Raw genomic sequence first — 14,872 nt, 5'->3', positions numbered from 1 at the left:
GGTGGCGTACACAAAACTTGTGAACGCCGCTGTACCTGTGGGAGCTGGCTTGCCAGCGATGGGGCCGGAAGAGGCGCCGAAGAATCCGGCGCCGAACAGTTACTCAGCCGTTGAAGGCCGCTCCCAAAGATTAATCCCGCCCTCCTGCGCAAACCGGTCAATCTCCGCCAATTCCTCCGCACTGAAACTCAAATTCTTCAACGCCCCGACGTTCTCGATAATCTGTTCCGGCCGGCTCGCACCGATCAGCGCCGAAGTCACTCGCGGATCACGCAGTGTCCACGCCAGCGCCAGTTGCGCCAGGCTCTGCCCGCGACGCTTGGCAATCTCGTTCAGCGCGCGCACGTGAGCAATATTCGCCTCGGACAAGTGCGAAGCCTGCAACGAACCGCCGCCCGGGCGATTGACCCGCGCATCCGCCGGCACGCCGTTCAGATATTTGTCGGTCAACAGACCTTGCGCCAGCGGTGTGAAAGCAATCACGCCAGTGCCGAGCTCTTCGGTGGTGTCGAGCAGGTCTTTTTCCACCCAGCGATTGAGCAGGTTGTACGCCGGTTGGTGGATCAGCAGCGGCACTTTCCATTCTTTGAGCAGCGCAGCAATCTCACGGGTTTTCACCCCGGAATACGACGAGATGCCGATGTACAACGCCTTGCCCTGTTGCACCGCAGTGGCGAGGGCGCTGGCGGTTTCTTCCAGCGGGGTGTCCGGGTCGAAGCGGTGCGAATAGAAGATATCCACGTAGTCCAGACCGAGGCGTTGCAGGCTCTGGTCGAGGCTGGCCAGCACGTATTTGCGCGAACCGCCGCCTTGGCCATACGGGCCGGGCCACATGTCCCAGCCGGCCTTGCTCGAAATGATCAGCTCATCGCGGTACTGCTTGAAGTCTTCGCGCAGCAGACGACCGAAGTTGACCTCGGCGCTGCCGTACGGCGGGCCGTAGTTGTTGGCCAGGTCGAAGTGATTGATACCGAGGTCGAACGCGGTGCGCAGCAGCGAGCGCTGGGTATCGATCGGCGTGCTGTCGCCGAAGTTGTGCCAGAGGCCGAGCGACAGCGCCGGCAGCACCAGACCGCTGCGGCCGACGCGGCGGTAAGGGATGGAGTCATAGCGGTTTTCGGCAGCGGTGTAAGTCATCGAATCCTCTCTTGTCTGTCTTGAATTGGGTGTCGATTGCTACGCAAATCGATTGCCGGGCCGGGCGAGGCCAAGGTTCTGGCGCAAGGTTCGGCCTTCATACTCGGTTCTGAACAGCCCACGCCGTTGCAGTTCCGGCACTACGCCGTTGGCGAAGTCTTCGAGACCGCCGGGCAGATGCGGCACCAGCACGTTGAAACCATCCGCCGCGCCTTGCTCGAACCACTCCTGCAAGCGGTCGGCAATCTGCGCCGGCGTGCCGATCAGGCTGTAATGCCCGCGACCACCGGCAATCCTGCGACCGAGTTCGGCGAGCGTCAGGTTCTCGCGGCCCGCCAGTTCGGTCAGCAGTTTCTGACGGCTCTGCTGGCCACTGTCGGTCAGCGGTAATTCCGGCAACGGCCCGTGCAGCGGGTACTTCGACAAATCGAAGTTGCCCAGCATACGCCCAAGTAATGCCACGCCAACCTCGGGTTCGACTAATTGCTGAAACGTTTCATATTTCTCCAGCGCTTGCTGCTCTGTCTCGCCAACCACGACAAAAACACCCGGCATGATTTTCAATGAATCGGCGCTGCGGCCGAACTTGGCCAAGCGTCCTTTGAGGTCGGCGTAAAACGCTTGAGCGCTGGCCAGTGAAGTCTGCGCGGTGAACACCACTTCAGCCGTTTGCGCAGCCAGTTCGCGACCGGTTTCCGAAGACCCCGCCTGCACAATCACCGGTTGCCCCTGCGGCGAACGCGCGACGTTCAGCGGGCCCTTGACTCGAAAGTGTTCGCCGACGTGATTCAGCACATGCAACTTCGCCGGGTCGTAGTAAGCACCGCTGGCCTTGTCGCGAATGAAGGCATCGTCCTCCCAGCTGTCCCACAACCCGGTCACGACTTGATGAAACTCGCGCGCCCGGCTGTAGCGTTCGGCGTGGCCGATGTGTTCATCGCGGCCGAAATTCTGCGCTTCGGCGGCGTTGTCCGAAGTCACCAGATTCCATCCCGCGCGCCCGCCCGACAAATGATCGAGCGAAGCGAATTTGCGCGCGACGTGATACGGCTCGTTGTAACTGGTGGTCGCCGTGGCGATCAGCCCGATGTGTTCCGTGACTGCGCTCAAAGCCGAAAGCAAAGTCAGCGGCTCGAAGTGATCCGAGCGCGCCATGCGGCTGGCGATGTCGTGGGTCGGCGCTGCAACGCTGTCGGCGACGAACAACGCATCAAACTTTGCCGCTTCGGCGATCTGCGCCAGCCGTTTGTAATGAGCGAAATCCAGCCCGGCATTCGCCGGTACATCCGCATGCCGCCACGCCGCCACGTGGTGCCCGGTGGCCATGAGAAACGCGCCGAGTTTCAGCTGTCTGCTCATCTCAGAAATCCTTGCGCAGTTGCACGCCGAAGTAGCGTTCGTCATCACGCGGCACGGCGCGATAGATGTAGCTGCCGCCGCTGGCCAGCAGGGGCGAATAAGACTTGTCGGCGAGGTTTTTGCCGAGCAAAGCCACGCGCCAGCCATTGGTGTAATCGGCCAATCCGATGCTGGCGTTCCAGATGCCGTAAGCGCCCTGTTTGGTGTCGACGTTCTGACTGATGTCGTATTGCACTTCGCTCTGCCAGCTGTAGTCGGTGCCGAGTTCGACATCCAGGCCGTTATCCAGCGGGATTGTGTAATCGGCGCGCACATAGCTTTTCCAGTCCGGGCTGAACGGCAGCGGTTTGCCGTTGACGTTGCACGATGCCGCCGCGCCTGCCGGGCAGGCGAATTCGTCGATGCGTGCGCGGGTGTAGGCCAGTGCGCCGGAGAGTTTCAGCTGCTGAGTGGCCTGCAACACATAGTCGAGTTCGACGCCTTCAGTGCTGACGCTGCCAGCATTGATCAGGCGCGTTACGACTTGGCCGGCAACGGTGTCAAAAAAGTTCGCCTGATAGTTGTCGTAATCACTGTGGAAAATTGCCAGGTTGGTGGTCAGGCGATTGTTCCAAGAGGTGGCTTTGATCCCTGCTTCCCAAGTGTTGGAGGTTTCCGGTTTCAGCGCCTCGGTGTCGCGCGGCTGCATGTTGAAGAACACGTTGTAGGCCGGGCCTTTGTAGCCGCGCGAGTAGGTCAGATAGCTGGTGACCGCATCGCTCAAGTCGTATTGCACACCGAGGCGCCCGGACCAGCCGTCCTCGTCCACCGAACCGGAGCTGCTGGTCGCTGGTTGAATGCCGCTGACGGTGGTCGCCGAGGTCGAGACGCGGCGGTGATCGTATTCCAGATCATCGTGGGTGTAGCGCAGGCCGGCGATGCCACGAAAGTCCGAAGTGAAATTCAGCGTGCTCTCACCGAACACCGCGTAGCTGTCGCTGGTGGTGCTGTAATCGGCCACGCCTCGCTCGGTGCGGGTGGTTGTGGTGAGTGTGCGCTGATAGGTCTCGTCGTCCTTGCCGTGCATGTAGAACAGGCCACCGACGTATTCGAGGAATTCACCTTTTGGCGAAGCGAGGCGCAGCTCTTGCGAGTATTGATCGAAGGCCAGATCGCCCTTGTCCGCCGTGCCGGGGAATGCTGCGGTCACCGTGCCGAGACGGTCGCCGTCCTGATACTGGGTGTTGTCCCAGCCGCGCCACGCGGTGATCGACGTCAGGGTGTAATCGCCGAGTTGCCAGTCGAGTTGCCCGGACAAACCTTTGTTGGTGTCCTCGACGTGGCTGCGGGTGTCGGTGTTGATGTCGCGGTTGTAGCTGGTCGCATTGACGGGGCGCAACGCGTTAGTGAACGCTGGGGTCAGCGACTTGCTGACCACGCCGTTAGGCGCGTCGTCGTGCGACTGCATGTAGTCGGCGATCAGGGTGAAGGTGAGCTCATCATTCGGGGTGAATTCGAGTTTTCCGCGCACGCCGCGATGGTTGTAACCGTTGACCTCGTGCCCGTTATGTTGGTTGTCGACGTTGCCGTCGTAGCTGCCGAACAAAGTGCTGATCGAGCCTTTGAGCGTGTCCGGAATCAGGCTGCCACCAATGCCGAAACGCGTGCGGCTTTCGTTGCCGCTGTAGTACGACTGATCGATGTAGCCGTGGGTCTCGTTGGTTGGTGCCTTGCTGGTGATATTCAGTACGCCGGCCGAGGCGTTCTTGCCGAACAACGTGCCTTGCGGACCGCGCAGGACTTCGACACGTTCCAGATCCAGCAAATCCAAAGTGGACTGTCCGGGACGCGCATAAACAACACCGTCGATCACCGTGGCCACGGTCGGCTCAACGCCTGGAGAAGTGGAAATCGTACCCACGCCGCGCACGAACAACGAGGTGTCCTTGTTCGATGCGCCAGTGCGGAAGTTCAGCGACGGCACTTGCTGGACGATGCTCGCCACGCCGTTGCGGTTATCGCGTTCCAGCTGTTCGCCGTCGATCACCGAGACCGCCACCGGGACCTTTTGCAGCGACTCTTCACGACGAGTGGCGGTGACCGTTACGGACTTGAGTGTCGGTTCTTGATCGCTGCTGTCGGCGGGGAACGCAGCGGGCATTGGCAACGCGGCCAATCCGGTGAGTAGCCAGCCCGCAGCGCGAATCGATTGCGCCAGTTTGTGTGTCGCCCCAGGAATGTTGTGCATGCTCTGCCCGCTCGAAAGTTGCCCTGGACCGCTGCCGTTCTGCGACGACAGCGCCTGTTTTGGTGTCATGGGCATTCGCTCGAGCGAGTAGCAGACAACGCGCTTTGTTAGCGCTAACATCGCCAGTATTGGCAACTCAGCCATAGAGCGTCCAATACTGAAAAATTACTTTTATATGCGATTTGGTTTTCAAGAAGGATCGACCCTTGAGTGAAGAAAAACCGCGCAGACGCCGTGGCGCCGGGCGCGTGACCCTGAATGCGGTGGCTCGGCAAGCGGGTGTTTCGGCGATCACCGTGTCGCGTTACTTCAATCAACCGGAGCAGGTTTCGCCTGAGCGCCGCGAGCGGATTGCGGCGGTGGTGGAAGCGTTGGGCTACGTGCCGAATCTGGTGGCCGGAGGATTGGCTTCGGCGCGCGGCAAAATCGTTGGCATGGTGATCCCCAACATCTCCGGGCCGATCTTCGCCAACACCATTCAAGGCTTCAGCGACACCCTCAGTCGTCACGGTTATCAGCTGTTGTTGGCGTCGAGTTATTTCAGCACCGAGCAGGAAGAAAACGCAGTGCGCGCGTTCCTCGGCTGGTCGCCGGCGGCACTGGTGCTGACCAGTCATTTTCACAGCGTGGGCACGGAAAAGATGATCGCTGAGGCGGATATTCCGGTGATCGAAACCTGGGATTACCAGCCTGATCGCGAGCCGATGCAGATCGGTTTTTCGCACTTTGCAGTGGGCGTCAGCGCCGCGCGCTACCTGCACGACAAAGGCTATCGGCGCATCGCGTTCGTGCAAAACAGCGCGCCCGGCGACTTCAGCGCATTGGAGCGCCGCGATGGGTACGCTGCCACTGTGCGCGAGTTGGGGCTGCAGCCGTGGGTGTTTGCACCGGATGCCGACCGTGCGCCGTTCGAGGCCGGCAAGCAGGCGATGCAAACGCTGATGAGCGCTTCACCGCGCCCCGACGCAATCATCTTCGCCAACGACAACCTCGCTGCCGGCGGCTTGCTCGCGGGCCAACGCGCCGGCCTGAAAATCCCCGAAGACTGCGCCGTGCTCGGCTTCGGCGATTACCCGTTTGCCGAGATGCTGCTGCCGAGTTTAAGCACGATCAAACCGCCGGCACTGGAGATTGGCGTGCTGGCGGCGACGCGGGTGCTGGAGAGCCTCGGGGTAATACCAACTGATGAAGTGCAGCGCTTGAATTTGCTGGAGTGCCGAATCATCGAACGCGAAAGCACCAGCCCCACAGAACTGTAGCTGCTGCCGCCAAAAAACCGTAACGCCTGCGGAGAAGCACCCCGGTACATCCGGGACAATCACTCCGTAGTCCGAGTCGGCATCCTTGTGCAGAACGACCGGGAATTTCATGTGGCTGAATCCTTCCTCTGCTAGCCCGCGTCAGCAAACACTTCCCCCAACCAATCCACAAACACCCGAACCCGTGGCGACATGTGTCGGTTGTGCGGATACAACACCGAGACCGGCATTGGCGGCGGTGGCGTTTCAGTGAGCACTTCGCGGACCAGGCCCTGTTCGATCTGGGTTTGCATGCGGTAGTGCGGGCACTGGATCAGGCCTAGCCCGGCAATGGCCGAGGCGGCGTAGATTTCGGCGCCGAACACCGACAGAGCACCGTCGATGGCGACTTCCTGCAGTTCGCCGTCGACCATGAATTCGAAGGGAAACAACTTGGCCGTGGTGCGCGAGACGTAGTTCACCGCGCGATGGTTTATCAATTCAGAGAGGTTCTTCGGCTCACCGTATTGACGCAGGTACGCCGGGCTGGCGCAGGTGATCTGGCGCAGGTTGGCGACTCGCTTGCCGATCAGGCTGGAATCGCCAAGCGTCCCGGCGCGCAGCACGCAATCGACGCCTTCGGCGATCAGATCGACGAAGCGGTCGGCCTCGCTGATCGACAATTCGATGTCGGGATAACGCTCCATGAATTGCGGCAGCGCCGGGATCACAAAATGCTTGGCCAGCGTCCCGTGCAGATCCACCCGCAGCCGTCCTTTTGGCGCCACGCCGCGAAACGCTAATTCGGCATCCTCCAGTTCCGCGAGCAATTGCACACAGCGTTGGTAGTAAGCCTCGCCGTCCAGTGTCGGCCGCACTTTGCGCGTACTGCGCTCAAGCAAGCGAGTGCCGAGCCAGGCTTCGAATTGATTGAGGGTGTGAGTCAGTGTCGCCCGTGGCAGGTTCAGGTCATCGGCCGCCAGGGTGAAGCTGCTGCGCTCGTAGATCCGCACGAACACCTTCATTGCTTTGACTTGATCCACGGCGCTTTCCCCGGCTTTTGATTGTTGGCGATTTTTGAACAGTCAAGGCAACTCTCGTGCATTTATCGGTGTGAGTAAACATGTGAAATTGGCTCCACACCCAATCAACACCTGCACAAGGATCATCGCCATGACTCAGCAAACTTCGAAAGTCGCCCTCGTAACCGGTGCTTCTCGCGGCATCGGCGCCGTGATTGCCAAGCAACTGGCCAGCGAGGGTTTCGCCGTCGCCATCAACTATGCGAGCAGCGCCAGTGAAGCCTCGAAACTGGTGGTGGAGTTGCGCCAGGCCGGGCATCAGGCCATGGCGGTCAAGGCCGATGTCGCCAATGCCGACGACGTGCAGCGCATGTTCGATGAGACCGAGGCACAACTGGGCAAGATCGATGTACTGGTGAACAACGCCGGCATCCTCAAGGTGTTGCCCTTGGCGCAACACACGGACGAACTGTTCGAGCAGAACTTCAACATCCACGCTCGCGGCACTTTCAATACCCTGCGCGAAGCAGCGACACGCTTGAACAGTGGCGGGCGGATCATCAACTTCTCCAGCAGCACCGTCGGCATGAACCTGCCGGGTTACGCGGTGTACATCGCCAGCAAAGCAGCGGTGGAGTCGCTGACCCAGGTATTCGCCAAGGAAATGCGCGGACGCAACATCACCGTCAATGCCGTGGCACCGGGCCCGGTCGCTACTGAGTTGTTTCTGCACGGCAAGAGTGAAGAGCAGATTCAGACCTTCGCCAAGATGCCTCCGCTGGAACGCCTGGCTCAGCCAGAAGACATTTCCCGCGTCGTGTCCTTCCTGGTCGGCCCGGATTCGGCTTGGGTCAACGGGCAAGTCCTGCGCGTCAACGGCGGCCTCGTCTGAGCGTCCTCACCCGAGTCAAGGAGAAGAAAATCATGAGTCATCCAGCCAATACCGCCCACACCGGGCAATCGAAACTGATGTTTACGCTGTTCACTGCGGTGGCTGCCGCCACTGCCGCACTGGCGGCCGGTTCCAGCCTGTTGCTGACCCTGCCAGTGTGGGCGATGTTTGTCGGTTGGGTTGCGTTCTTTAGCCGTGGCCTGACCTTACGCGACGGCCTGGTGAACCTCGGCTGTGTGCTGATGGGCATCGCCTTCGGCATGGGTGCGGCGCTGAGCATCGGCGCCCTGACGCCCATGTTGGGCCTGTTTGCCCTGCCGGTCGTGGTGTTTGTCGTGGCAATGGTCGTGGTGTCGCTGCGTGCCACCCGGACGATGAACAACCTCGTCGCTTACTTTCTCGGCCTGATCGCCTACTTCGCCTCGCACCTGGAACCCTCCCTGGAAAGCTTCGTTGAACTGGGCGGCGCCGGCGCCCTCGGTTCCTTCGCCGGCTGGTTGTCCCACGTCGCGCAACAACGCCTTCCTCGTCGCGCCTGAAACCACCCTCACTGTGCAGAGATCAACGCCATGAAATCCGTCATTCTGATTACCGGTGCCTCCAGCGGTTTTGGTGCACTGACCGCCCGCTCGCTCGCCGACGCTGGCCACACCGTCTACGCCAGCATGCGTGAAACCCTGGGCCGCAACGCACCACAGGTGACTGAAGTGCAGCGCTACGCCGACCAGCATCAGGTCGACTTGCGCAGCGTCGAACTGGACGTTGCGTCCACCGAATCGGTCGAGGCCGGTGTCGCAAAAATTATCGAGGATTGCGGTCAGCTGGACGTGATCATCCACAACGCCGGACACATGTCGTTCGGGCCCGCCGAGGCCTTTACTCCGGAGCAGTTTGCCCAGCTCTACGACATCAACGTGCTGAGCACCCAGCGGGTCAACCGCGCAGCACTGCCGCAACTGCGCAAGCAAGGCCAAGGCCTGGTGATGTGGGTGTCCTCCAGCAGTGCTCGCGGCGGTACTCCGCCGTATCTGGCGCCGTACTTTGCGGCGAAGGCAGCCATGGATTCACTGGCGGTGTCCTACGCCAGTGAGTTGGCACGCTGGGGCGTGGAAACCTCGATTATCGTGCCGGGTGCCTTCACCAAGGGCACCAACCATTTCGTGCACTCCGGCTCGCCCGCCGATCAGGCCCGTGCCGCCGAATACAACGAAGGCCCGTACGCCGGGGTACCGGATCAGGCACTCAAAGGTCTGGCCGCGCTGGAACCGGCAGACGCAGATGTGGGCGAGGTGGCCGAGGCTATCGTCGAGATCGTCGGCATGCCCTTCGGCACTCGCCCGTTCCGCCACCATATCGACCCGTCGCAGGACGGCGCGGAAATCGTCAACGCCATGGCCGATCGGGTACGCGCCGAGATGTTCCGCCGCATCGGTCTGGAAGACCTGCTGAAACCGACACTGCGCTAATGCCTGCTCTGCCACCGATCGTTCCCATGCTCTGCGTGGGAACGATCATTGATGACCCGTGCCTCGGAGCTCCCCATGCGCCAGAACCCGACCTTGCTTATTCTCGCCCTTGCGCCGTTCTATCGCCTCGGTGAACCCATTTCCTACGCCCTGTTACGCGCCACGTACGGTGTGATCATGGTGACCCACGGCTTGCCCAAACTGCTGGGTCAGTCGCACGGTTCGATGGCCGATCCGATGGCCGCGTCGATCAACCTGATCCAGAACGTCCTGCACCTGCCTATGCCGGGCCTGATTGGCCTGCTGGTGGCACTGCTGGAAGGTGTCGGCGGATTGCTGCTGGCTCTGGGACTGGGCACGCGCCTGCTGGCGGCGATGATGGGTATCCAGATGCTGACGATCGCCAGTATTCTCGGACCTACGTGGCCCTGGATCGACCGTGGCATCGAATACCCGGTGCTGATGGCGTTTCTGTCGCTGTACATCCTGTTTCGCGGAGCAGGACGCTACTCACTCGACCACACTTTAGGTCGAGAACTCTGAAAGTTGCGGTCGCGAGGACGTCGCCATGCACACCACCATCATCATCTTCTTCGGCCTGGTTCTGCTGACCCTGATGCTCTACATCGGCGAGCGCATCGGCTTCAGTCGCCAGACGATGGCGTACAGCTTCGCCGCGCTGTGGCTCGCGTTGACGGTGATTAATGGTGCAGTGGGCGTGGTGCATGCCGGCCAGCCGATGGGGGCGGAACTGGTGATCGGCAGTATGGTTTTCGGCGTGCCAGTAGCGGCGATGGTGTTGTACATGGTGCTGAGCGCCGAGTCCTGACCGGACCCGACGCTCAGCCTCCAATCAACGCACCAGATGCAGGAACTGCATGTGCCGTTCGTACTGGTCGAGGATGTCGTTGATGATCTGCTCTTTGGTGTAGCCGACCAGATCGTAGTCCTGACTGCCCTCGCTCAAATGCACTTCGGCACGGTAGTAGCGGCGGTTGTTGAGTTGTTTGGAACCCATGCCGCCCCGCGCGAACGATGGCGTGAAGTAGCCACGCATCTGCACTTGATAGATGAACGGATGCTGCTCGCCGTGACCGATTTCCAGGCTGACGTTGTCATGCGCCGGATCCGGCTGAGTGACCACGTTCAGGCCCTTCTCGACGAACACAGCGGTCACTTCTTCAATCGCCGGGCGTACCGTGGAGTCCATGAAGCGGTACACCTCGTCCCGCGACGGGAAGTGCACAGCCTGGCTCAGACGCTGACGCCAACCGCCGGTGCCACGCCGCGAACCGGAAACCGGTGCCAGCGAATGCAGCTGCGCGATCTGCTTCTGCGATTCCAGATAGAACGCTTTATGCAGGCCCCACATCATCAACAACAGAATCAGCGAGAACGGCAGCGAGGTCAGTACCACCGCTGATTTCAGCGCATCGATGCTGCCGGAGAACAGCAGCGCGCTGGTAATCAGCGCGGTCATCGCACCCCAGAACACCCGCAGCCATTTCGGCCCGTCTTCGTCCGGATTGCCGCCCTTGGCCGACAGGGTCGAGAGCACCACGGTGCCGGAGTCGGCAGAAGTCACGAAGAACACGAAGCTGATAAACACCGTCACCGCGATGACGGTTTTGCTCCACGGGTAGGTTTCCAGCAGCAGATACAGGGTCATCGACGGGTTTTCAATCGCCGACATACCCATCGCCGACATGCCGTGATTAAGCACCTGATCGATGGCGCTGTTGCCGAAAATCGACATCCACGCCAGGGTGAAACCCAGCGGAATCAACAGCACGCCGAAGACGAATTCGCGGATGGTACGGCCACGGGAAATCCGCGCGATGAACAGGCCCACGAACGGCGACCAGGCAATCCACCAGGCCCAGTAAAACACCGTCCAACCACCGAGCCAGTCGCTCGGTTTGTCGTAGGCGTAAAGGTCGAAACTCTTCATCGGCAGCGCGCCGAGGTAGTCGCCGACGTTCTGGATCAAGGTGTTCAACAGGTGCTGAGTCGGACCGGCAAACAGCACGAACAGCAGCAGCGCGCAGGCCAGCAGCATGTTGATGTCGGACATCACCCGAACGCCTTTATCGACGCCGGCCACAGCCACCAGAATCGCCGCGCCCATCATCAGCGTGATCAGGCCGACCTGAATCCATTGCGTATGGGCGATGCCGAACAGGTAGTCGAGACCGGAGTTGAGGTGCAATACACCAAAACCCATGTCCGCACCCAGGCCGAACACCGTGGCGATAATGCCGAAGCCATCCACCGCGTAACCGATCGGGCCGTTGATGCGCTTGCCGATCAGTGGATACAACGCCGAACGCAGGGCCAGCGGCAGGTTATGCCGGTACGCAAAGTACGCCAGCGCCATGCCGACGAAAGCGAACACGCCCCAGCCATGCAAGCCCCAATGCAAAAACAGAATCTGCATCGCCTGGCGCGCCGCATCCGCAGTGCCCGCCTCGCCTTGAGGCGGCTGAAGCATATGCGTCAGCGGTTCGGAGACGCAGAAGAAGAACAGCGTGATGCTGATCCCGGCCGCGAACAGCATGCCGGCCCAGGACAGGTAACTGAACTCGGGCTCGTCGTGGTCGGCACCGAGTTTTATCTTGCCGTAGCCTGATAACGCGGTGACCACCACGAAGACCAGATACAACGTCATCGCGAGCATGTAATACCAGCCGACCGTATTGGCCGCCCAGTTTTGCGCTTCCAGCAGCCAGGCACCGGCCTGCTCCGGGATGGCGATGACCACCAGGCCAAACAGCAGAATCACCGTCGCGGCGAAGTAGAAAACCGGCGGATTCATCCGCACCAGACCGCTGGCGGGAGTAGACGATGCACTCATGAACCGTGCACCTCGAGGGGTTGAAACGTGGCTGAAATAATCGGACTCAGCAAAGGCAAGCCTCCTGTTGTGAGCGGGCAGCGAGCTACCGGTTTAACTTGAATGAACGTTCAAGTTAAACATGGATAGTACGCTAAGGACTAATCGCAGGGCTGGGCGGTAGTGTTTGTACGCTAGCTCAAGGAGGGGTATGACGCGCAATTGAGCCGAATCGTTCAACAGGGTTCGATTACTTCTGCGTCCCGTCATCATGCTGCAAATTCGCCTGGGTCAGATTGCACCCGGCCGGCACGCTCCGGGTCAGCCAGACATTGCCGCCAATCGTCGAGCCCTTGCCAATCGTGATGCGCCCAAGAATCGTCGCTCCGGCGTAGATCACCACATCATCCTCAACAATCGGATGCCGCGGATGGCCCTTCTGCAACTGCCCGTCTTCATCCGCCGGAAAGCGCTTGGCGCCCAACGTCACCGCCTGATAAATGCGCACGCGCTCGCCGATGATCGCGGTCTCGCCGATCACCACACCGGTCCCGTGGTCGATGAAAAAACTGCCGGCGATCTGTGCACCCGGATGAATGTCGATACCGGTTGCCGAATGCGCGATTTCCGAACTGATGCGCGCCAGCAAAGGCAACCCTGCGCGATAAAGGTGATGCGCCAGTCGATGGTGGATCACCGCCAGAATCCCCGGATAGCACAGCAGTACTTCATCCACGCTGCGCGCCGCCGGATCGCCGTGATAAGCCGCCAGCACATCGCTGTCGAGCAGACTGCGCAACTTTGGCAACGCCAAAGCGAAATCCTGAATGATGCGGATTGCCTGCGCTTCGACTTCGGTATCGACCTGCGCACTGTGCCGGGCAACGTAGCGCAGCTCCAGACGCGCCTGAGTCAGCAGCGCATTCAGTGCCACATCGAGGGTGTGGCCGACGTAGAAATCTTCGCTTTCCTCACGCAAATCCACCGGCCCCAGACGCATCGGAAACAGTGCGCCACACAGCGCTTCAAGAATCTCTGCCATCGCCGCGCGGGACGGCAACTCGCGTCCGCCCTGCTCGCCCGAAGCGCGGCCATTCTGTGCGCGCCACTGATCGCGCGCGGTACGCAGCTGGCTGACGATGGTCTGCAATTGCCAATGACTGGAACGCTCGCTCACGGTAAAGACTCCTCAAGGGCGGCCGGACTGTCTGGCCGCGTCAACGGCGACTACTTTACGGCAAGGCCACTGGCGCGAATTAAGAACCGATAGTGCTGGACTCAGTGGATTTGGCTATAAGCGATTGGCGGTTGATCCGGCAAATCGGCGTGCCTATAGTCCTGACATCTTCCTCCGCCAGTACGGGCTCATGATCAAACAACAGCTGGAACGCTTCAATCGTCTCGACTTGCTCGGCCAACCGACTGCCCTGGAAAAACTCGACCGCCTGTCCACCTGGCTCGGTCGCGACGTGTACCTGAAACGCGATGACCTGACGCCGCTGGCCATGGGCGGCAACAAGCTGCGCAAACTCGAATACCTCGCTGCCGACGCCCTCGCCCAAGGCGCCGACACGCTGATCACCGCTGGCGCGCTGCAATCGAACCACGTACGCCAGACCGCTGCGATTGCCGCGAAACTCGGGCTGAGCTGTGTGGCGCTGCTGGAAAACCCGTTGGGCACCGACGACAGCAATTACACCGGCAACGGCAACCGCCTGCTGCTGGATCTGTTCGACACCAAGGTCGAGCTGGTGGAAAACCTCGACAACGCCGACGAGCAACTGGCCGCCCTCGCCGCACGCTTGCGCAACAGTGGCAAGAAGCCGTATCTGGTTCCGATTGGCGGTTCGAATGCGCTAGGTGCCCTGGGATATGTGCGCGCCGGTCTGGAACTCGCTGAACAGATCAAGGACACCGGTTTGCAGTTTTCTGCCGTGGTGCTCGCCTCTGGCAGCGCCGGTACTCACAGCGGCCTGGCTCTGGCCTTGAGTGAAGTGCTGCCGCAACTGCCTGTGATTGGCGTAACGGTCTCGCGCAGTGAAGAGGATCAGCGTCCGAAAGTCCAGGGGCTGGCCGAACGCACTGCCGAGCTACTGGGCATCGAACTGCCGGAGAGTTTCAAGGTCGAGTTGTGGGACGAATATTTCGGGCCGCGCTACGGGGAGCCGAATGCCGGAACCCTGGCAGCGGTGAAGTTGCTGGCGAGTCAGGAAGGTGTGTTGCTTGATCCGGTGTACACCGGCAAGGCCATGGCCGGATTGCTCGACGGAATTGGTCGCGGACGCTTCGATGAAGGCCCAATCATCTTCCTGCACACCGGCGGCGCCCCGGCGTTGTTCGCCTATAAAGATTTTCTATAATCCACTTCTCGTGGCGAGGGAGCTTGCTCCCGCTGGGGTGCGAAGCGCCCCCAAAATCGATTGATCGATGAACAGTAATTGCCTGTTTTACGACTGCTGCGCAGCCGAGCGGGAGCAAGCTCCTTCGCCACAATGATTGGTGCCAACCATATATTCTCTATAGGAATAACAAATGGAAAATTCATTATTTTCCATTCTAAACAAACGGTCTTATAGTCTCGCCGCAGGCGAATTTGGCGCGAGACGCATAAGCTGCTTTAAGGCAGGATAGCGCTGTCGTTGAACTCCCGGATTTGCCAACTTTCCTTAAGCGTCTTCCATAAGAAAACACAGGGGCT

At 60.5% G+C, this 14,872-nt stretch carries 13 protein-coding genes and 1 pseudogene; 7 read left to right on the top strand and 7 right to left on the bottom strand.

The features are described 5' to 3' along the window. Nucleotides 1-99: 99 nt before the first annotated feature. The 3 genes from mgrA to ACP7EE_RS00580 are packed head-to-tail and all read right to left on the bottom strand — an operon-like array spanning nucleotide 100 to nucleotide 4,723. Nucleotides 100-1,137 (bottom strand): L-glyceraldehyde 3-phosphate reductase, encoded by a 1,038-nt coding sequence (mgrA, locus tag ACP7EE_RS00590; protein WP_426202002.1) that lies wholly within the window; start codon nucleotides 1,135-1,137, stop codon nucleotides 100-102. A 39-nt stretch (nucleotides 1,138-1,176) separates the two neighbouring features. Next, nucleotides 1,177-2,496 carry an LLM class flavin-dependent oxidoreductase gene (locus tag ACP7EE_RS00585; protein WP_426232795.1) on the bottom strand — a complete coding sequence of 440 codons (1,320 nt, stop codon included), beginning with the start codon at nucleotides 2,494-2,496 and terminating at the stop codon, nucleotides 1,177-1,179. A gap of 1 nt (nucleotide 2,497) precedes the next feature. Continuing rightward, complete coding sequence (locus ACP7EE_RS00580; protein WP_426233408.1) at nucleotides 2,498-4,723, bottom strand: TonB-dependent receptor; 2,226 nt, start codon at nucleotides 4,721-4,723, stop codon at nucleotides 2,498-2,500. Nucleotides 4,724-4,929: 206 nt separating this feature from the next. Here ACP7EE_RS00580 and ACP7EE_RS00575 point away from each other — a divergent pair, with 206 nt between their 5' ends. After that, nucleotides 4,930-5,982: a LacI family DNA-binding transcriptional regulator gene (locus tag ACP7EE_RS00575; RefSeq protein ID WP_426232793.1), complete on the top strand. Its 1,053-nt coding sequence runs from the start codon at nucleotides 4,930-4,932 to the stop codon at nucleotides 5,980-5,982. Between the two features lie 15 nt (nucleotides 5,983-5,997). Here the strand turns inward: ACP7EE_RS00575 and ACP7EE_RS00570 are convergent. Both ACP7EE_RS00570 and ACP7EE_RS00565 read right to left on the bottom strand, forming a co-directional pair. Then, nucleotides 5,998-6,093: pseudogene (locus ACP7EE_RS00570) on the bottom strand (type II toxin-antitoxin system HicB family antitoxin); the annotation flags it as partial. A 20-nt stretch (nucleotides 6,094-6,113) separates the two neighbouring features. After that, on the bottom strand, nucleotides 6,114-7,004 hold the full coding sequence (locus ACP7EE_RS00565; protein WP_426232791.1) for a LysR substrate-binding domain-containing protein: 891 nt from the start codon (nucleotides 7,002-7,004) through the stop codon (nucleotides 6,114-6,116). A gap of 130 nt (nucleotides 7,005-7,134) precedes the next feature. Here ACP7EE_RS00565 and ACP7EE_RS00560 point away from each other — a divergent pair, with 130 nt between their 5' ends. The 5 genes from ACP7EE_RS00560 to ACP7EE_RS00540 all read left to right on the top strand — a co-directional run bounded on the left by ACP7EE_RS00560 (nucleotide 7,135) and on the right by ACP7EE_RS00540 (nucleotide 10,170). Further along, nucleotides 7,135-7,875, top strand: coding sequence for an SDR family oxidoreductase (locus tag ACP7EE_RS00560; protein ID WP_420646752.1), 741 nt, complete (start codon nucleotides 7,135-7,137; stop codon nucleotides 7,873-7,875). A gap of 32 nt (nucleotides 7,876-7,907) precedes the next feature. Further along, complete coding sequence (locus ACP7EE_RS00555; RefSeq protein ID WP_426232789.1) at nucleotides 7,908-8,414, top strand: DUF1097 domain-containing protein; 507 nt, start codon at nucleotides 7,908-7,910, stop codon at nucleotides 8,412-8,414. Between the two features lie 30 nt (nucleotides 8,415-8,444). Continuing rightward, nucleotides 8,445-9,341 (top strand): SDR family oxidoreductase, encoded by an 897-nt coding sequence (locus ACP7EE_RS00550; protein ID WP_426232787.1) that lies wholly within the window; start codon nucleotides 8,445-8,447, stop codon nucleotides 9,339-9,341. 75 nt (nucleotides 9,342-9,416) lie between these two features. Continuing rightward, nucleotides 9,417-9,884 (top strand): DoxX family protein, encoded by a 468-nt coding sequence (locus ACP7EE_RS00545; RefSeq protein ID WP_228731944.1) that lies wholly within the window; start codon nucleotides 9,417-9,419, stop codon nucleotides 9,882-9,884. Nucleotides 9,885-9,909: 25 nt separating this feature from the next. Then, nucleotides 9,910-10,170 (top strand): hypothetical protein, encoded by a 261-nt coding sequence (locus tag ACP7EE_RS00540; protein ID WP_426232784.1) that lies wholly within the window; start codon nucleotides 9,910-9,912, stop codon nucleotides 10,168-10,170. Between the two features lie 24 nt (nucleotides 10,171-10,194). On the opposite strand, the gene betT is transcribed toward ACP7EE_RS00540, so the two are convergent. After that, nucleotides 10,195-12,156: a choline transporter BetT gene (gene betT / locus ACP7EE_RS00535; protein WP_426202212.1), complete on the bottom strand. Its 1,962-nt coding sequence runs from the start codon at nucleotides 12,154-12,156 to the stop codon at nucleotides 10,195-10,197. Nucleotides 12,157-12,424: 268 nt separating this feature from the next. Beyond that, nucleotides 12,425-13,351 (bottom strand): serine O-acetyltransferase EpsC, encoded by a 927-nt coding sequence (epsC, locus tag ACP7EE_RS00530; RefSeq protein ID WP_426232782.1) that lies wholly within the window; start codon nucleotides 13,349-13,351, stop codon nucleotides 12,425-12,427. A 190-nt stretch (nucleotides 13,352-13,541) separates the two neighbouring features. Between epsC and ACP7EE_RS00525 the strand changes: the two genes are divergently transcribed. After that, a complete protein-coding gene (locus tag ACP7EE_RS00525; protein WP_426232780.1) occupies nucleotides 13,542-14,534 on the top strand; it encodes a D-cysteine desulfhydrase in 993 nt (330 codons plus the stop codon). The last annotated feature ends 338 nt before the right edge of the window (nucleotides 14,535-14,872 follow it).

This window comes from Pseudomonas sp. TWP3-2, from assembly GCF_049897765.1.
Classification (GTDB): domain Bacteria; phylum Pseudomonadota; class Gammaproteobacteria; order Pseudomonadales; family Pseudomonadaceae; genus Aquipseudomonas.
The sequence above is the reverse complement of the archived record's forward strand: the minus strand, read 5'-3'. Positions and strand labels throughout refer to the sequence as shown.